Origin of the sequence: Halopseudomonas xiamenensis (assembly GCF_014219065.1) — a bacterium.
Classification (GTDB): Bacteria; Pseudomonadota; Gammaproteobacteria; order Pseudomonadales; family Pseudomonadaceae; genus Halopseudomonas; species Halopseudomonas xiamenensis.
The window spans coordinates 74,075-92,510 of record NZ_JACLGO010000017.1 but is presented as its reverse complement, the minus strand read 5'-3'; the positions used below and the strand labels follow the sequence as shown (position 1 = coordinate 92,510).

Sequence of the window (18,436 nt, the reverse complement as noted above, 5' to 3'; positions counted from 1 at the left end):
GCATCTATCCTCTGGCGCATCGCGACGCCGTAGAGGGGGAGGGAGGAGACCATCTTATCGAGCGCCTGCTCGACGACTGCGGCCTCTAATACCTGCGCAGATGCTCAAGGTGTCCAAGTATATCCGGTTAGCGCTATGATCGCGCTCTTGAACCACTCCCAAACCCGATTGACGTGATCCATGACCGATACCACTCCACCGGCCGCCCCCGCCGATAAGGCCCCCAGTCTGCTGCGCTCCGGCATGGTGGTCAGCATCATGACCATGCTGTCGCGGGTGCTGGGTATGGTGCGTGATGTGGTGGTCGCGGCCTACTTTGGCTCCAAGTCCGAAGCCGATGCCTTCTTCATTGCCTTCAAGATTCCCAACTTCCTGCGCCGGTTGTTCGCCGAGGGTGCCTTCGCCCAGGCCTTCGTCCCGGTGTTGTCGGAGTATCGAGCCAAATACGCGCTGGCCGAGGTGAAGAACCTGGTCAACCGGGTCACCGGCACGCTCGGCCTGACCCTGGCCGGTATCACCCTGCTGGGTGTGGCTGGTGCGCCGGTGCTGATCACGCTGTTCGCCCCGGGCTTCCATGGTCAGACCGAAAAGCTGGCGCTGGCCACGGACATGCTGCGCATCACCTTTCCCTACCTGTTCCTGATCTCGCTGACCGCCCTGTGTGGCGCGATCCTCAACAGCTACGGGCGCTTTGCCGTGCCGGCGTTCACGCCGGTGCTGCTCAACCTGTGCATGATCGGCGCTACGCTGTTCATGGCGCCGTACTTCGACCAGCCGATCATGGCGCTGGCCTGGGGGGTCTTCATCGCCGGGGTGGCGCAACTGCTGTTCCAGTTGCCGTTCCTGGCGCAGATCCGCCTGTTGCCGGTGCCGCGCCCGGATCGTCACCACGAGGGTGTCAAGCGCATCATGACGCTGATGGTGCCGGCGCTGTTCGGCGTGTCGGTCAGCCAGATCAACCTGTTGCTGGATACCGTGCTGGCGTCCTTTCTGCAGACCGGCAGCATCTCCTGGCTGTACTACGCCGACCGTCTGTCGGAATTGCCGCTGGGCGCCTTCGGTATCGCCATCGGCACGGTGATCCTGCCGGCGCTGTCGCGCCAGCATGCCGGCGAAGACCCCAAGGCTTTTGCCGCGACCCTGGACTGGGCGGTACGCATGGTGCTGCTGGTCGGTGTGCCGGCGGCGCTGGCGCTGCTACTGCTGGCCGAGCCGCTGATCGCCACGCTGTTCCATTATGGCGCCATGACCGAGCGCGACGTGGTGCAGTCGGCCAACGCGCTGCGCGCCTACGCGGTGGGGGTGATGACCTTCATGCTGATCAAGGTGCTGGCGCCCGGCTACTTCGCCCGCCAGGACATGAAGACGCCGGTACGGGTGGCGATCATATGCATGGCCGCGAACATGGTATTCAACCTGATCCTGGTCTGGCCGCTGGCCCACGTCGGCCTGGCGCTGGCCACCTCGATGTCGGCCCTGCTCAATGCCGGCATGCTCTGGTGGGGGCTGCGCAAGATCGGTGTCTACCAGGCGCAACCGGGCTGGCCGCTGTTCCTGCTGCGGCTGGTGCTGGCCTGCGCCGCGCTGGCGGTGGTGGTACTGTGGTTGGCGGCGGATGTGCAGCAGTGGTTCGCCTGGGGCTGGCAGCAGAAGGCCTGGCAGATGACCATCCTGGTGGTGGCGGGGATCGCGGTGTTCGTCGCCACCCTGGTCGCCAGCGGCCTGCGCATGCGACATCTGCGGCGGTGAGCCCATGACGCCAGCCCCCGTAACCCTGTATACTTGCCGGCTTTGATCTCTCTGCCAATAACGAGCGTTATGGAACTGGTCCGTGGCCTGCACAATCTGCGCCCCCAGCACCGTGGGTGCGTGGCGACAATCGGTAATTTCGACGGCGTCCATGCCGGCCACCAGGCGATTCTCAAACGCCTGAAAGCCCATGGCGAGCGCGCCGGCCTGCCCGTATGCGTGGTGATCTTCGAGCCGCAGCCGCGTGAGTACTTTGCCCCTGGCAGTGCGCCGCCGCGCCTGACGCGCCTGCGTGACAAGCTGGCGTTGCTGGAGCAGCAGGGCGTCGACCGCGTGCTGTGCCTGGCGTTCAATCGCCGCCTGCGCGAACTCAGCGCCGACGAGTTCATCCAGCAGGTGCTGATCGATGGCCTCGGTGTGCAGCACCTGGAAGTGGGTGATGATTTCCGCTTCGGCTGCGACCGTGCCGGTGACTTCGAACTGCTGCGTGTCAGCGGCCAGCGCCACGGCTTTACCGTGGAGTCGGCCAATACCGTGGCGGAGAACGGCGAGCGGGTCAGCAGCACCCGGGTACGCCAGGTGCTGGCCGAGGGTGATTTTGCCCAGGCCGAGCGCTTGCTGGGGCGCCCGTTCAGCATCACTGGCCGAGTGCTGCATGGCCAGAAACTGGGCCGGCAACTTGGTGCGCCGACGGCCAATGTCCAGCTCAAGCGTATCAGCGCGCCGCTCAATGGTGTCTACCGCGTCAGCGTCGAGCTGGACGGGGTGCGGCAGTTGGGCGTGGCCAATATCGGTAGCCGTCCGACGGTGGACGGTGATGGTCGTGCGCACCTGGAAGTGCACCTGCTGGATTTCAATGGCGACCTGTATGGCCGTCGCATTACCGTGGTATTTCATGAAAAATTGCGTGAAGAGCAGCGCTTCGACTCGCTGCAGGCCTTGCAGGATGCCATCAAGGCTGATTTCGCCACCGCACGTGCCCAATGGGCTGCCGAACTGAACAAGTGAGCCAGGAAAGATGACTGATTACAAAGCGACGCTGAACCTGCCCGCAACAGACTTCCCGATGAAGGCCGGTCTGCCGGCCCGTGAGCCGGAAACCCTGAAACGCCTGGACAGCATCGGTCTCTATCAGAAGATTCGTGAAATCAGCAAGGGCCGCCCGCAGTTCGTCCTGCATGACGGCCCGCCCTACGCCAATGGCAGCATCCACATCGGCCACGCGGTGAACAAGATCATCAAGGACATGATCGTGCGTTCCAAGACCCTGTCCGGGTTCGATGCGCCCTATGTGCCGGGCTGGGACTGCCATGGCCTGCCGATCGAACACAAGGTCGAGACCACCTTCGGCAAGAACCAGCCGGCGGATCAGACCCGCGAGCGCTGCCGCGACTATGCCGCCGAGCAGATTGAAGGGCAGAAGGCCGACTTCATCCGCCTGGGCGTGCTCGGTGACTGGGATAACCCCTACAAGACCATGGAATTTCCCAACGAAGCGGGCGAGATCCGCGCGCTGGCGAAGATGGTCGAGGGTGGCTTCGTGTTCAAGGGCCTGAAGCCGGTCAACTGGTGCTTCGATTGTGGCTCGGCACTGGCCGAGGCGGAGGTCGAATACCAGGACAAGAAGTCCGATGCCATCGACGTGGCCTTCGCCGTCGAGGATGCCGGCCAACTGGCTGCGGCCTTTGGTGTGGCCGAGCTGAGCAAGCCCGCCAGTATCGTCATCTGGACCACCACCCCCTGGACCATCCCGGCCAACCAGGCGCTGAACGCCCACCCGGAATTCATCTACGCGCTGGTCGATACCGGCGACAAGCTGCTGGTGCTGGCCGAGGAGCTGGTCGAGTCCTGCCTGCAGCGCTACGGTCTCGAAGGCGAAATCATCGCCCGTTGTGAAGGCGCGGCACTGGAAAACATCCGCTTCCGTCACCCGTTCTACGAGCGTTTCTCGCCCGTGTACCTGGCCGACTACGTCGAGACCGGCGCTGGTACCGGCATCGTCCACTCTTCCCCGGCCTACGGTGAGGACGACTTCCGTACCTGCAAGCACTACGGTATGGAAAACGACGACATCCTCAATCCGGTGCAGAGCAACGGCGTGTATGTCAGCGACCTGCCGTTCTTCGGCGGCCAGTTCATCTGGAAGGCCAACGCCAATATTGTCGCCAAGCTCGACGAAGTCGGCGCGCTGCTCAAGCACGAGCCGATCCAGCACAGCTACATGCATTGCTGGCGCCACAAGACGCCGCTGATCTACCGCGCTACCGCGCAGTGGTTCGTCGGCATGGACAAGATCGCGCATGACGGCAGCTCGCTGCGTCGTCGCGCGCTGGATGCCATCGAGCAGACCCAGTTCGTACCGGGCTGGGGCCAGGCCCGTCTGCATGGCATGATCGCCGGGCGTCCGGACTGGTGTATCTCGCGCCAGCGCAACTGGGGCGTGCCGATCCCGTTCTTCCTGCACAAGGAAAGCGGTGAACTGCACCCGCGTACCGTCGAGCTGATGGAGCAGGTCGCCCAGCGCGTGGAGAAAGAGGGCATCGAAGCCTGGTTCAAGCTCGATGCGGCGGAGCTGCTCGGCGACGAGGCTGCCCAGTACGACAAGATCAGCGACACCCTGGACGTGTGGTTCGATTCCGGCACCACCCATTGGCATGTGATGCGCGGCTCGCACCCCATGGGCCATGACGAAGGCCCGCGCGCCGACTTGTATCTGGAAGGCTCCGACCAGCACCGCGGCTGGTTCCATTCTTCGCTGCTGACCGGCTGCGCCATTGACGGCCACGCCCCGTACCGCGGCCTGCTGACCCACGGCTTCGTGGTCGACGAGAACGGCCGCAAGATGTCCAAGTCGCTGGGCAACGTGGTTGCCCCGCAGGAAGTCAACGACAGCCTGGGTGCCGACATCCTGCGCCTGTGGGTATCGTCCACCGACTATTCCGGCGAGATGGCGGTGTCCAAGCAGATCCTGCAGCGCAGCGCCGACGCCTATCGCCGCATCCGCAATACCGCACGCTTCCTGTTGTCGAACCTCAACGGCTTCGATCCGAAACAGCACGCCCTGGCCCCTGAGCAGATGCTCGACCTGGACCGCTGGGCGGTGGATCGCGCGCTGCTGCTGCAGCAGGAAATCAGCGAAGCCTACGACACCTACAAGTTCTGGAACGTCTACCAGAAGGTACACAACTTCTGCGTGCAGGAGCTGGGTGGCTTCTATCTGGACATCATCAAGGACCGCCAGTACACCACCGGTACCGACAGCACCGCGCGGCGCTCCTGCCAGACCGCCATGTACCATATCGCCGAAGCGCTGGTGCGCTGGATCGCGCCGGTGCTGGCGTTCACCGCCGAGGAAATCTGGCAGTACCTGCCCGGCGAGCGTAACGAATCGGTGATGCTCAACACCTGGTACGACGGCCTGACGGCGCTGCCTGAAGACAGTGAACTGGATCGCGCCTTCTGGGACCAGGTGCTGGCGGTGAAAATGGCGGTGAACAAGGAGCTGGAAAACCTGCGCAACGCCAAGGTGCTGGGCGGCAACCTGCAGGCCGAGGTGACCCTGTATGCCGATGAGCAACTGAGCACGACACTGGCCAAGCTGGGTGACGAACTGCGCTTCGTGCTGATCACCTCCTCCGCCCGTGTTGCACCCCTGGCTGACGCCGTCGAGGGTGCCGTCGAGACTGATGTGGCTGGCCTCAAGCTGAGCATCGTCAAGTCCGCCCACAGCAAATGCACCCGTTGCTGGCACTTCCTCGAGGATGTCGGCAGCAACCCGGAACACCCGGATATCTGCGGCCGCTGCGTGACCAACATCGAAGGCCCGGGCGAGGTTCGCCAGCATGCCTGAGCGGCGTTGGAATGGCCTGGTGTGGTTATGGCTCAGTGCCGTGGTCATCGCGCTGGACCTGCTGAGCAAATGGGTCGCCGAATCGAGTCTCGGCCTGTACCAGCAGGTGCCGGTGATCGACGGCCTGTTCAGCTTCACCCTGGCCTATAATCCAGGTGCTGCGTTCAGCTTCCTGTCGGATGCCGGTGGCTGGCAGCGCTGGTTCTTCATCACCATCGCGGTGGGGGTGAGCGTCATGCTGCTGGTCTGGCTGTCACGCCTACACCGCGACAAATGGTTGGAAGCCGCCGCACTGGCGCTGATCCTCGGTGGTGCGCTGGGTAACCTGTACGACCGCATAGTGCACGGCCATGTGGTGGATTTCATCCTGGTGCACTGGCAGCAGAGCTGGTTCTTCCCGGCCTTCAACATCGCCGACAGTGCCATTACCGTGGGGGCGGTGTTGTTGATTGCGGATATGTTCTGGCCGGGGCAGGGCAAGGCCAAGGCGTAGGCTATTCCTCCCCCCTCTCCCCAACCCTCTCCCGCGAGGGGAGAGGGAGCCGGATTGTGCTTGCTGGTTGCCATGGGTCTGTATGGTAAACCGGGCCTAGGAGAACAAGGTGGCCGCAGTACAGTCACCCCTCTCCCCTGGCGGGAGAGGGGCCGGGGGAGAGGGGGCAGCTCACGAAATCAGCCCGCAAGAATACCAAAGCCAGGACAGCAAAACGCCAAAGCCAGGCACATACTCACTCCCTCTCCCCTCGCGGGAGAGGGTTGGGGAGAGGGGGAAACAAGCTCCCCCAGTACACCTAACGAGATTCCAGACATGACTGATATCCTGCGCATCAACCAAGACACCGAAGTCACCCTGCACTTCACCCTGAAGCTGCCCAATGGCGATATCGTGGACTCCACCGAAGGCAAGGCCCCAGCGACCTTCAAGGTCGGTGACGGCAGCCTGCTGCCCGGCTTCGAGCACAGCCTGTTCGGCCTCAAAGCCGGTGACCAGCGCAGTTTCGAGATCGAGCCCGAGCGCGGTTTCGGCCCCGGCAGCCCACAGAATATCCAGACCATGCCCCGCGACCAGTTCAGCGACATGGAGCTGGAGCCCGGACTGCTGATCATCTTCAAGGACGCCGCCGGCGGCGAGATGCCCGGCGTGGTCAAGGCGATCCACGACAGCGTGGTGGAAATCGACTTCAACCACCCTCTGGCCGGCAAGATCATCACCTTCGAGGTGGAAATCATTGCGGTGAAGGCCGCCTGAGCCTGTTACCCTATCCATGACCCAGCATTCGAGGCCTCCCATGCAGATCAAACTGGCCAACCCGCGCGGCTTCTGCGCCGGCGTCGACCGTGCCATCGAAATCGTCAACCGTGCGCTGGAAGTGTTCGGCCCACCGATCTATGTGCGCCACGAAGTGGTACACAACAAGTTCGTGGTCGAAGACCTGCGCAACCGCGGGGCGGTGTTTGTCGATGAGCTGCACGAGATCCCCGACGACGTGATCGTCATTTTCAGTGCCCACGGCGTGTCCAAGGCGGTGCAGGATGAGGCCGCGGCACGCGGGCTGAAGGTGTTCGACGCCACCTGCCCATTGGTCACCAAGGTACACATGGAAGTGCTGCGCTACAGCCGTGATGGGCGCGAGTGCGTGCTGATCGGCCATGCCGGGCACCCTGAGGTCGAGGGCACCATGGGCCAGTACGATGCCAGCAACGGGGGCACCATCTATCTGGTGGAGAACGAAGAGGATGTCGCCCGACTGCAGGTCAGAGACCCGTCCCGCTTGGCCTTCGTCACCCAGACCACGCTGTCCATGGATGACACCGCCCGGGTCATTGACGCGCTGCGCAAGCACTTCCCGGCCATCGAGGGCCCGCGCAAGGACGACATCTGCTACGCCACCCAGAACCGCCAGGATGCGGTCAAGCAACTGGCCAGCGAGTGCGACCTGGTGCTGGTGGTCGGCAGTCCCAACAGCTCCAACTCCAACCGCCTGCGCGAACTGTCCGACCGCATGGGCACGCCGGCCTACCTGATCGACGGTGCCGACGAAATCCGTCCCGAATGGCTGCAAGGTGTCAGCAACATCGGCGTCACCGCCGGTGCCTCGGCGCCGGACGTGCTGGTGCAACAGGTCATCCGACACCTGCGCGCCAGTGGCGCGGACAGCGTCACCGAACTGGCCGGACGGGCAGAGAACATCGTGTTCAGCATGCCCAAGGAATTGCGCGTAGTAGAAATCACCTGACCGCAGCAAATACCCGGGTTGTCGCGCGCCTGCGCGACGATAGGGTAGGGATTGCTGCGAGGCTGCAGGCGTAGCGCGGGGGCGCTACACCCCGGGGGCGCAGGGTTTTGGGTTGTCGCGCGCCTGCGCGACGACAGAGTGGGGGTTGCTGCGAAGCTGTAGGCGTAGCACGGGGCGCTACACCCCGGGGGCGCAGGGTTTTGGGTTGTCGCGCGCCTGCGCGACGACAGTGCCTCACCGCGAACCTCTCCCAGCGCAGTGCTATGGAACGCCGGGGTTCTATCCCGTCAATCCCACAACTGACGAATACCCGCCACTCCCTGCGCGCCGGCCTCGAACGTCTGCGACAGATCAGCAGGCGATATCCCTCCCAGCAGGTACACCGGCATATTCACCGAATCGATCAGCTCGCCAGCGCGCTCCCAGCCAAGACTGTCCGCGTCGGGGTGGCTGGGGGTGGAGTTCACCGGCGACAGGGTGACGAAATCCACCCCCAACTCCGCTGCCATCGCCAGTTCCTCGGCATCATGGCAGGAGGCAGCGAGCAGGCGGGGTGTAGTGTCATCGCGGCGAGGCGCCGCTCCCACAGCTGCCTGGCCGGCCTCCAAGTCACCCTGTGGGAGCGGCGCCCCGCCGCGATGGCCACCTCCGGCCAACCCCACACCCTCAGCATTCACCACCTCAGACTGAGCCACACGCTGTTCCCACATAGCCCGCAACTGCCGACTGGTCAGATGCCAGCCAACACCCGGCCAGGCAGGCGCCTCATCCCCTTTGACCATCCACTGGAAAGCACTACCGAACTCGCCCAGCACCCGTTCAACCAACGATTGATAGGCTTGCCCCGACAGGCCGGTCTGACGTAACTGCACCAGGCGAATGCCTGCCTCGCGGGCGCGCTGCAGTCCGGCAAACAAGGCCGGCTCATCCGTCATGTCGGGGGTGATCAGATACCGCTCCGGCAACTGCGCCGCGCGCACTATGGGCCCATTGGCCGCAGGAAACTCATGCTCATCCAGTTCAGCAGCAGCCACCCAGCGCACCGGCTGGCCCTCGGCGCCATGTGCCTGGCCCTCGAATCCGGTTACCAGCCAGACATCCAGCCGTACCGACTTGTCCGGATAGTCATGGCGGATATCCAGCAGCGGCCGGGCCTCGGTCACCCTGATGCCGAGCTCCTCGTGCAACTCCCGCGCGAGCCCGTCAAAGCGCGCTTCCCCGTCCTCCAGCTTGCCTCCCGGAAACTCCCACAACCCGCCCTGGTGGGCATGCTCGGGACGCTTGGCAATCAGGATACGGTGTTGCGCGTCACGGATGACGGCGGCGATGACATGGATACGACGCATGGGCTGCCCTTACTGTTTGAATATATCTTCTGAAAACACGTCCTGCTCCTGCTCGTCACCGGGAATCACATGCTCCTCGGCGGCCCAGGCGCCGAGATCGATCAGGCGGCAGCGAGGGGAACAGAACGGGCGCTCGGGAGAGCTGTCATCCCAGGTAACGGGTGCCTTGCAGGTGGGACATTCGACTGTACGGGTCATGGGCGGGCTCCTTCGGCCAGGGCCAGGTAGCGTTGGTGCAGAGCATCGACCTGTCGGTGCAACGCGGCCAGGTCCTGGTCATTGCTGATGACATCATGGGCGTGGCGCAGACGGTCTTCACGCTGTGCCTGGGCCTGCAGAATAGCCCTGACCTGCTGCTCGGGGACATTGTCCCGGGCGGTGGTACGGGCGATCTGCAGCGCCTCGGGTACATCCACCACCAGCACCCGCTGGGTCATCTGATACTGCCCCGACTCCACCAGCAACGGTGATACCAGCAGTGCGTAGGGCGATGCGGCTGCGGCCAGGTCGGTGACGATCTCATCGCGGATCAGTGGGTGCAGCAGTTGTTCCAGCCAGCGACGCTGATCCGGGTCCTGGAACACCTTTTCTCGCAGCACGGCGCGATTCAGCGTGCCATCGTCCTGCAACACCGCATCACCAAAACGATCGACAATGTGATGCAATGCCGGTCGTCCAGGCTCGACCACCACCCGCGACTTGATGTCGGCATCCACCACATGGATGCCGTGCGCCTCGGCAAACCGCGCCGCCGCAGCACTCTTGCCGCTGCCAATGCCGCCGGTCAGGCCGATGATGAGCTTGTTCGAGGGAGTCATTGCGGTATCAATGCCTTGCGTTCATATCGAAGGCGACAAGTATACGGACAATGGGGCTGAAGGCGTACCCGGGTTCAGAACCCCGCAAACCGCAGATAGGTCCCGGTAATCCAATCCCCCCAGATGATCGCGATCCATCCGGCAATCGCCAGATAGGGGCCGAAGGGCAGGGGAGTCGAGTTGGAGTCGCCGCGTGCCTTGAGGATGATGATGCCGAGAATGGCGCCGACCAGCGATGACAGCAGTATGGTCAGCGGCAATACCTGCCAGCCGCCCCAGGCGCCGAGCATGGCCAGCAGCTTGAAGTCGCCATAGCCCATGCCTTCCTTGCCGGTCACCAGCTTGAACAGCCAGTACACCGACCACAGGCTCAGATAGCCGAACACTGCTCCCCACAGCGCCGAATGGATATCGGTGAACAGGCCGAAACTGTTGGCGATCAGCCCCAGCCACAGCATCGGCAGCACGATGGCATCGGGCAGCAACTGGGTATCGGCGTCGATCAGGCTCAGGGCGACCAGCGCCCAGGTCAGCAGCAGGATACCGGCGGCCGGCCAACCGAAGCCGTATTGCCAGGCCACCAGCATGCTCAGCAGCGCGGTCAGCAGCTCCACCAGCGGGTAACGCGGGCTGATCCGTTCCCGGCAGTTGCCGCAACGGCCGCGCAACAGCGCATAGCTGATCAATGGCAGGTTCTGCCAGGGCTTGATCTCGGCCTGACAGTGCGGGCAGTGAGAGTGGGGCAGTACCAGGTTGTATACCGGCTGGGCGGGTTGCGGCTCATCCGGGTGCAGCATCTCCCGGGCCTGGCGCAGCCAGTCGTGCTCCAGCATCTTCGGCAGGCGATGGATCACCACGTTGAGGAAGCTGCCGACAACCAGCCCCAACAGGCCGGCGACCAGAACAAAGGCCAGCACATGGCTGGCCAGATAATCGAGTAGGGTCATAGGTCAGACAACGGAGCCCAGCTGGAAGATCGGCAGGTACATGGCAATGATCAGGCCGCCGATCAATACCCCCAATACAGACATGATCATCGGCTCGAGCAGGGTAGTCAGGTTGTCCACCTTGTTATCCACCTCGGCCTCATAGAAGTCGGCGACCTTCTCCAGCATGCCATCGAGATTACCGGACTCCTCGCCGATGCCGGCCATCTGTACCGCCAGGGTCGGGAACACGTTGGTGGTGCGCATGGCGAAATTCAGCTGGGTACCGGCGGAGACGTCCTGCTTGATGGCGTTCACCGCGTTGTAGAACACCACGTTGCCCGCTGCCCCGGCGACCGAATCCAGGGCCTGCACCAGCGGTACGCCGGCGGCGAAGGTCGTGGACAGGGTGCGCGCATAGCGTGCTACCGCCGCCTCGTAGATGATCTGCCCGACGATGGGCGCCTTGAGCAAGGCCCTGTCCTGGCCATCGCGGAAGGGCTTGGAGCGTCGGTGAACCTGCGTATACCCCCAACCGAGCACGATCAGACCTATCAGGATGATGAACCACCATGATTGCAGCCATTCCGACAACCCGATCACCATCAGAGTAAAGCTGGGCAGGTCAGCTCCGAAGTTGGCGAAAACCTCCTTGAACTGCGGCACCACCTTGAGCAGCAGGATGGCCGTCACGATCACCGCCACCACAACCACCGCAATCGGATAGGTCATGGCCTTCTTGATCTTGGCCTTCAGCGCCTCGGTCTTTTCCTTGTAGGTGGCGATACGGTCGAGCAGCGATTCCAGACGCCCGGACTGCTCACCGGATTCCACCAGGTTGCAGAACAGCTCATCGAAATACTGCGGATGCTTGGCCAGCGATGCCGCGAGGGTATTACCCGAGGCCACATCGGTCTTGATCTCGTTGATCAGCTTGGCGAAGTTGGGGTTGGCGGTGCCTTCGGCAATGATCTCGAAGGCCTGCACGATGGGCACGCCAGAGGCCATCATGGTCGCCAGCTGGCGGGTGAAGAAAGCGATATCCAGCGGCTTGATCTTCTTCGCCCGCGGACCGAACAGCGATGACTTCTTGTGGATCTTGGTGACCAGGATGCCCTGCTTGCGCAGTTGCGCCTTGATCAGCGCTTGGTTGGAGCCCTGGATCTCACCGGACAGCTTGACGCCCTTGCGGTCCTTGCCTTCCCATTTGAAGGGGTAGACCTTCTCCACCTTGGCCTTTTTGGCGGGCTTGGCGGCGGGTTTGGTCCGTTTCACTGCTGCTTGCTGGGCCATGACTTAATCCTTGGTCACTCGGTTCACTTCCGCCAGGCTGGTGACACCCTGTTCCGCCTTCATCAGCGCGGATTGGCGCAAGCTCCTGAATCCTTCACTCTGGGCTACGTCGGAAATCTGGATGGAGTTGCCGTCTTCCATGATGATGCGCTGCATGGCCGGCGTGATCTTCACCACCTCGTAAATCCCGACTCGCCCTTTATAACCGTCCTGACAATTTTCGCAACCCACTGGCCCGTAAATCGTTAACCCGCTAGCAATTTTGTCCTCGGTAAAGCCTTCTTCGCGCAATGTCTCCCGGGGGACCTCCATCGGCTTCTTGCAATGCGAGCACAGTCGGCGGGCCAGGCGCTGGGCGATGATCAGGTTCACCGAGGTGGCGATGTTGAACGAGGGCACGCCCATGTTGCGCAGACGGGTCAGGGTTTCCGCCGCACTGTTGGTGTGCAGGGTCGACATCACCATATGGCCGGTTTGCGCCGCCTTGATGGCGATCTCCGCTGTTTCCAGGTCACGGATCTCACCGACCATGATGATGTCCGGGTCCTGACGCAGGAAGGCGCGCAGGGCCTGGGCAAAGTCCAGCCCCTGCTTGGGGTTCACGTTGACCTGGTTGATGCCCTCCAGGTTGATCTCCACCGGGTCTTCGGCGGTGGAGATGTTGCGCTCCATGGTGTTGAGGATATTCAGACCGGTGTACAACGACACCGTCTTACCGGAACCGGTCGGCCCGGTCACCAGGATCATGCCTTGGGGCTTGTCCAGCGCATCCAGGTACATCTGCTTCTGGTCATCCTCATAGCCCAGTGCGTCGATACCCATCTTTGCGCTATCCGAGTCCAGGATACGCAGCACCACCTTCTCGCCCCACAGCGTCGGCAGGGTGTTGACCCGGAAATCGATGGCCTTGCTCTTGGAAATCTTCAGCTTGATACGGCCATCCTGGGGCTTGCGCCGTTCGGCCAGGTCCATCGAGGACATCACCTTCAGTCGCGCGGCGATCTTCACCCCCAGTTGCACCGGCGGCTTGGCCACCTCATGCAGGATGCCATCGGTACGGAAGCGCACCCGGTAGGTCTTCTCGTAGGGCTCAAAGTGCAGGTCCGAGGAGCCTTTCTTTACTGCATCAAGCAGCATCTTGTTGACGAAGCGGACAATCGGCGCATCTTCGGCATCATTGGCGGTGTCCTTGCGCTTGTCATCGTCGGTGACCGCCTCGACCTCCAGACCATCCAGATCGGCATCGGCCATCTCCCCCAGACCGCCACCGGCACTGTCCAGGTACTTGTCGATGGCCGTGCGCAGCTTGTCGTCCTCGACGATCACCGCATCGGTCATCAGGCCGGTATTGAACTGGATATCGCTCAGCGCCTGCTGGTTGGTCGGATCGGACAGGGCCAGGAACAACCGGTTGCCGCGCTTGAACAGCGGCAACACGCAATGCTGGCGGATCAGCTTCTCGCTGACCAGTTCAGGTTCGGGCTGACTCTCGCGGTCCAGCGCCGCCAGATCCAGGTAGGGGTAACCGAATTCCTCGGCACAGACCATCGCCAGGTCACGGGCCTTGGCCAGCTTGTTCTGCACCAGATAGGTAATGAAGGGAATCTTGTCCTGACTGGCCTGCCTGCTGGCCTTGCCGGCCACCTGGGCATCCAATAGTTCTTCCTGAACGATCCGCCGGGCCAAGCCGGAGAGAACGGGGGTATCCATAGGTCGATCTCAATACGTGTAAAGGCTTCGGCGACTATAGTACAGCAAGACCATGCTACACAAAGTGGATAGTCACAAAAGGCATGTGGAGAAGGGTTGCAGCTGACAAAAAACGTCACATGCTGACGCCGCAGGGTTGTAGCGCCCCCGCGCTACGACAGCCCAACACGTCCAAACTTCGCCCCTGCAATTTCACCCCGCCCCAGTAGAAGCGCCGCCCCGGCGCGATCACCCACCCTCCCTGACGCTCCCAAAACCAACCTGGCACACCTTCTGCACTAGCCCTTTCAGCCCAACGGCTATCTCACATACAAATGGAGTTGAGAAATGAAAGCTCAAATGCAGAAAGGTTTTACCCTTATTGAATTGATGATCGTGGTGGCGATCATTGGGATTTTGGCGGCGATTGCTTTGCCGGCTTATCAGGATTACACGGTTAGGGCACGCGTTTCAGAGGCATTGGTACTGGCCGCTGGAGCAAAGGCCACTGTAAGTGAAAATATTGCGAATAATAACGGTGTGGCTGCAGGCTCCTGTTTGGGAGTAACTCCTATTACTGCCACAGAGTCGACGGATAACGTCGCTACGCTTTCTTGTGCTGATGCAACCGGTGTTATTACCGTTGTTACCACTGCCCAAGCGGGTACTGTAACGCTGGCTCTCACGCCTACAGCCAACGCGGGGGAGCCAATTACTTGGGTGTGTGCCGTGGCAGCAAACACGTCCAATAAACATGTGCCATCTGAGTGCCGCATTTAAGAGGCTGAGTGTGGGGACAGATGAACATTCATCATAATCTGGCCCTGCTTCTGACTGCGATACTATCCCCGGCTCTCCCGGGGATAGTTGTTTTGAGGTGTTGGTAATTTATTCGGCTTCTGCGAGGAACAGGTTGGCCGGCAGGGCCGTGCCGACACGCCGTGAATACATCCCTGTAGGCTCGCAGCTGTATAGACCGGTCTATACAGCTGCCGCCATCTCTGACGGCAGACGGTCGGCCCAACCCTGCCGGCCAACCTGTTCCGCAAACCTCCATGCTGCTGATGGTTTTCAAACCCTCAGCCTACCCATGTTCATATCTTTGCGCAGGCAGATTGCTCCCGCTGAATACAAGCCTTCCTATCACTTCGTCATCCTCGGCGCAGGCCGAGGATCCATTGTTCCGGTTTACTCAGAGCGGCAGGTGGATCCTTCGCCTGCGCGAAGGATGACGGGATCGTCATGGCGGCTGCCAACCCTGTATCGGCGACCGGAAGACGCTTGTCAGCATTGCGATCGGGGATCGCAGGACTATTTCTGGATCACCGTCCAAGGCCATCACGACCAAGGACGGTGAAGATATCGAAGACCCGTTACCCAGTGAACCGTAATGCTGTTCCGCTTAAGTGAACAGCATTACGGTCTTCGCCGAGGAGGACGATGGAAGAAAACGGGAACCGGCTGTGGCATCGCAAGCAGGGATAAAACCCAGCCATCCTGGGGTTCAACGGCTGGCAAATACCTCATCCAGGCTGTTGGCATCGAGGATATTATCGGCCCAGCGCTCAAGGTTCTCTGAGTCGGCCTGTTGCAGGCGTTGCAGGGTGATGGCATCCAGCGGGCCGAAGCGACGGGTGAGTTGGCGGATCAACAGGTTGAGCTCACCTTCCTGCCGTCCTTTTTGCATTCCCTTTTGCATCCCCTCATTCAGCAGACGCTCAGTCAATCCGATCATCCTGGTGTTCTCCTGCGGGTAGCGTTCTTGATATTCGTGCATTCAGGCAGCCTGGATCATGCTGCCCTGGGTATGATATCCCGGTCGATGATCTGGCCGGCTTCGATTTCCGCTTTGCGCAGATCGTATGTGCTTTGCAGGTTCATCCAGCTTTGTGCGTCGCCACCGAAATAGCGGGCCAGGCGCAGAGCTGTGTCGGCGGTGACGCCGCGGCGCTCGCGTACGATATCGTTGATGCGGGCAGGTGTCACATGCAGCGCCTTGGCCAAGGCGGTGGCAGACAGGCCCAAGGGTTCCAGGTAGTCCTCGCGTAAAATTTCCCCCGGATGTACCGGGCGCATACCGTTCCTGATCATGGTGTTGCCCTCAATGGTAGTCAGTGATTTCGACATCAAATGCGTCTTCTTCATGCCATACGAAACACAGTCGCCATTGTTTGTTGATACGGATGCTGTGTTGCTCTTGCCGGTCACCTTGCAATGACTCCAGATGATTGCCTGGAGGGCTCTTCAGGAAGTCCAGGGTTGCTGCTGCATCCAATTGGGCCAGTTTGCGGGTGGCAACCTTCGCAATACTGGCCCAGCGCTGGGTTCTACCGGTTTCGAAAAGCGCTTGTGTATCCTTACAGCGGAAGCTTTTTATCATGTCGATGTATCGTATATCGGTATCCGATATGGGTCAATGAGGATAATCAGATGAATGGTGCTTTGCGGGCATATGCTGATTTTGGCAAGCGAGTAGTGAGAAGCAAAGAGAAGTTGGGGGCGACTGAGTCATAGAATTATGCTTTCGTCGATCGGTGGTGTAATGCTATCCACTTAACGCTGTCATCCTCCCCTAAACCCCGTCATCCTTCGCGAAGGCGAAGGGTCCACCGGCCACTCTGAGTCAGCCGGCACCCTGGATCCTTCGCCTTCGCGAAGGATGACGACGTAGTAGAGTAAAGCAGCGCCACATTGTTTCAGGTCAACTCTGGGGCTGCCCTCAGCTCAATCCAGATCATCCAACGTCACTTCAAGATCCCGAGAGGCAACATCCACGTTCCAGAAGGTGTAGGTATCGCCATCCTCGTCGATCAGGCGGATGTCGAAAATGGAGCTGGGGTAGCCCTTGAGCGTCACGCGTTTCATGGCGCCGTTTTTCAGGATTTCGGTGCCCAGTACATCTTCCTCCCAATCCGTTGCCTTGCCGGGGCTGACGTACAGGTGCCAGATGGCGTAACCGGTTTTATTGGTGATGTCGATGTAATAATCCGCGGCGGATGAGGACATCACCCAGAACAGGGACAGCAGCAGAATAGCCAAGCGAACTGGACGCATGGTGAGACCTCATCAGGCGGGGATTGGGGAGCCGTTCAGTGACGGCGATATATGTGCATATTGATAGCACATGGATATGAAAATGCGCCAGTCTCAATACACCCATATCTCCACGCGGCGGTTCTTGAAGCGTCCATCATCATTGGTGTTGGCGGCGACGGGCAGATCGTCGCCTATACCGATGGCGTCCTTGACGAAGATGCCGTGGCCGACCAGGGCGGCGCGGACAGTCATGGCGCGCAGGCGTGACAGCAGTTCGGCGCCCCTGTTGCGTGGATCGCCAAAGCCGACCAGCACTACCTTGTTCTGCGTCTTGCCCTGGGCCTGCAGGTAGTCGAGCAGGCGGTCGATGTCCTGGTGGGCCTTGTTGTCCAGCCGGGCGCTGCCTTCGGTGAAGCGGAAGTTGACCGACAGGCGCTGGGCCTGCTCGGCCAGGGTGCGGTAGTCGTCCGGCATGTAGGGCTGCGGGGTGACCTGCATGGCGCTGATGTTCTGGCCAACGAAGCCGACCTGTTCGACGATATCCTGCCCGGCCTGGCTTTGGGTAAAGGCAATCAGCGCCTGGGCCAGCGGGTTGCTCTCTTCGGGGCTGATGTACATGTACAGCCGGCGTGACAATGGATAATCCTCGGTGGCGACCAGTTCCTTGCTGGGCAGCATGGCGCGTGAGTCGCCGGAGGAAATGGCCAGGGCCCTGGCCTGGTCGACAGAGGCCAGACCGACAAAGCCGATGGCATTTCTGTCGATGCTGACGGAGCGGGACAGCTCGGAGTTGGACTCGTAACGGCGGGCGTCGGCCTGCAGGTCGAGTTTGCGTGGGGTCAGTACCAGGTCGCGGAAGGTCTCCCAGGTGCCGGAGTTGCCATCCCGGGCATGCAGGCGGATCTTGCCTTGCTGTCCGCCGAGCTGCGACCAGTCGGTGGCCTGGCCGGAGAATATCCGGGCGATCTGTTCGACATCCAGGGTGCTGATCGGGTTGTCGGGGTGGACGATGACGGCCAGTCCGTCCAGACCGATGATCTGCTCAGCTTGCTTGCTGCGCATATCTCCGGCGTTCTTCAGCGCTTCGACCTCGCTGTCCTTGATGGGACGGGACGCCGCGGCGATCTGCCCGGTCTGGTCGATCAGGCCGGTAAAGCCGGTGGTGGAGCCGTGGGCATTCAGGCTGATTTCAATCGGCTCGGCCTGGGCGCTGATGGCGGTGATGCGGTGCTCCTGGGGAGAGGAGTTGAGCTGCACATCTATATCCGTGGCTCCTGCTTCCCTGAGCATGCCCTCGACCAGCAGCGGGGCCAGTTTGGCGCCTATGGTGTTGGAGCCGTTGATCTGCAACTGTAGCGGGGCGGTGTGCGCCTGGGTCGACAGGCAGGTGAGCCCGGCCAGAAGAACCATCCGAATGCGGGCCTGCAATCCTGATGTGATTTTCGACATTTCCATACCTTGTAATAACAGAACGAACCCCGCCCTTTCGCGA

18 protein-coding genes and 1 pseudogene are annotated in these 18,436 nt (G+C 61.5%); 8 read left to right on the top strand and 11 right to left on the bottom strand.

Annotated features, from left to right (window positions below):
- The first annotated feature begins 180 nt into the window (after positions 1–180).
- The 6 genes from murJ (at position 181) to ispH (ending at position 7,836) form a co-directional block, all read left to right on the top strand.
- On the top strand, positions 181–1,749 hold the full coding sequence (gene murJ / locus H6X51_RS12590; protein ID WP_185267831.1) for a murein biosynthesis integral membrane protein MurJ: 1,569 nt from the start codon (positions 181–183) through the stop codon (positions 1,747–1,749).
- Positions 1,750–1,818: 69 nt separating this feature from the next.
- Positions 1,819–2,757 carry a bifunctional riboflavin kinase/FAD synthetase gene (gene ribF / locus H6X51_RS12585; protein WP_185267830.1) on the top strand — a complete coding sequence of 313 codons (939 nt, stop codon included), beginning with the start codon at positions 1,819–1,821 and terminating at the stop codon, positions 2,755–2,757.
- 10 nt (positions 2,758–2,767) lie between these two features.
- Complete coding sequence (ileS, locus tag H6X51_RS12580; protein ID WP_185267829.1) at positions 2,768–5,599, top strand: isoleucine--tRNA ligase; 2,832 nt, start codon at positions 2,768–2,770, stop codon at positions 5,597–5,599.
- On the top strand, positions 5,592–6,092 hold the full coding sequence (gene lspA / locus H6X51_RS12575) for a signal peptidase II (RefSeq protein ID WP_185267828.1): 501 nt from the start codon (positions 5,592–5,594) through the stop codon (positions 6,090–6,092). Before ileS ends, lspA begins: the two co-directional genes overlap by 8 nt.
- Before the next feature lie 315 nt (positions 6,093–6,407).
- The gene (gene fkpB / locus H6X51_RS12570; RefSeq protein WP_185267827.1) at positions 6,408–6,848 is read left to right on the top strand and encodes an FKBP-type peptidyl-prolyl cis-trans isomerase; all 441 of its coding nucleotides are present in this window, start codon (positions 6,408–6,410) and stop codon (positions 6,846–6,848) included.
- Positions 6,849–6,888: 40 nt separating this feature from the next.
- The gene (ispH, locus tag H6X51_RS12565; RefSeq protein WP_185267826.1) at positions 6,889–7,836 is read left to right on the top strand and encodes a 4-hydroxy-3-methylbut-2-enyl diphosphate reductase; all 948 of its coding nucleotides are present in this window, start codon (positions 6,889–6,891) and stop codon (positions 7,834–7,836) included.
- Positions 7,837–8,123: 287 nt separating this feature from the next.
- Here ispH and H6X51_RS12560 read toward each other — a convergent pair whose 3' ends face one another.
- The 6 genes from H6X51_RS12560 to pilB form a co-directional block, all read right to left on the bottom strand.
- Positions 8,124–9,182, bottom strand: a complete 1,059-nt coding sequence (locus H6X51_RS12560) for a Nudix family hydrolase (protein ID WP_185267825.1) — start codon at positions 9,180–9,182, stop codon at positions 8,124–8,126.
- Positions 9,183–9,191: 9 nt separating this feature from the next.
- Positions 9,192–9,380 carry a DNA gyrase inhibitor YacG gene (yacG, locus tag H6X51_RS12555; RefSeq protein ID WP_185267824.1) on the bottom strand — a complete coding sequence of 63 codons (189 nt, stop codon included), beginning with the start codon at positions 9,378–9,380 and terminating at the stop codon, positions 9,192–9,194.
- Positions 9,377–10,000 carry a dephospho-CoA kinase gene (gene coaE / locus H6X51_RS12550; protein ID WP_185267823.1) on the bottom strand — a complete coding sequence of 208 codons (624 nt, stop codon included), beginning with the start codon at positions 9,998–10,000 and terminating at the stop codon, positions 9,377–9,379. Before coaE ends, yacG begins: the two co-directional genes overlap by 4 nt.
- Positions 10,001–10,074: 74 nt before the next feature.
- Entirely contained in the window at positions 10,075–10,947 is an 873-nt protein-coding gene (locus H6X51_RS12545) for a prepilin peptidase (protein WP_185267822.1), read from the bottom strand.
- A gap of 3 nt (positions 10,948–10,950) precedes the next feature.
- Positions 10,951–12,219: a type II secretion system F family protein gene (locus H6X51_RS12540; protein WP_185267821.1), complete on the bottom strand. Its 1,269-nt coding sequence runs from the start codon at positions 12,217–12,219 to the stop codon at positions 10,951–10,953.
- Between the two features lie 3 nt (positions 12,220–12,222).
- Positions 12,223–13,929 carry a type IV-A pilus assembly ATPase PilB gene (gene pilB, locus H6X51_RS12535; RefSeq protein WP_185267820.1) on the bottom strand — a complete coding sequence of 569 codons (1,707 nt, stop codon included), beginning with the start codon at positions 13,927–13,929 and terminating at the stop codon, positions 12,223–12,225.
- Between the two features lie 327 nt (positions 13,930–14,256).
- Between pilB and H6X51_RS12530 the strand changes: the two genes are divergently transcribed.
- Both H6X51_RS12530 and H6X51_RS12525 read left to right on the top strand, forming a co-directional pair.
- Complete coding sequence (locus tag H6X51_RS12530; RefSeq protein ID WP_185267819.1) at positions 14,257–14,688, top strand: pilin; 432 nt, start codon at positions 14,257–14,259, stop codon at positions 14,686–14,688.
- A 456-nt stretch (positions 14,689–15,144) separates the two neighbouring features.
- Positions 15,145–15,318 (top strand): annotated as a pseudogene (locus H6X51_RS12525) (IS4 family transposase); the annotation flags it as partial.
- Between the two features lie 94 nt (positions 15,319–15,412).
- Here the strand turns inward: H6X51_RS12525 and H6X51_RS12520 are convergent.
- From H6X51_RS12520 to H6X51_RS12500, 5 genes are all read right to left on the bottom strand, one after another.
- Positions 15,413–15,643 carry a DUF4351 domain-containing protein gene (locus H6X51_RS12520; RefSeq protein ID WP_221627333.1) on the bottom strand — a complete coding sequence of 77 codons (231 nt, stop codon included), beginning with the start codon at positions 15,641–15,643 and terminating at the stop codon, positions 15,413–15,415.
- Between the two features lie 56 nt (positions 15,644–15,699).
- Positions 15,700–15,999, bottom strand: a complete 300-nt coding sequence (locus H6X51_RS12515; protein WP_185267839.1) for a HigA family addiction module antitoxin — start codon at positions 15,997–15,999, stop codon at positions 15,700–15,702.
- 10 nt (positions 16,000–16,009) lie between these two features.
- Positions 16,010–16,288, bottom strand: a complete 279-nt coding sequence (locus H6X51_RS12510; RefSeq protein ID WP_185267817.1) for a type II toxin-antitoxin system RelE/ParE family toxin — start codon at positions 16,286–16,288, stop codon at positions 16,010–16,012.
- Positions 16,289–16,632: 344 nt separating this feature from the next.
- Complete coding sequence (locus tag H6X51_RS12505; RefSeq protein WP_185267816.1) at positions 16,633–16,962, bottom strand: hypothetical protein; 330 nt, start codon at positions 16,960–16,962, stop codon at positions 16,633–16,635.
- Positions 16,963–17,055: 93 nt separating this feature from the next.
- Positions 17,056–18,393, bottom strand: a complete 1,338-nt coding sequence (locus H6X51_RS12500) for a substrate-binding domain-containing protein (protein WP_235991327.1) — start codon at positions 18,391–18,393, stop codon at positions 17,056–17,058.
- Positions 18,394–18,436 lie beyond the last annotated feature (43 nt).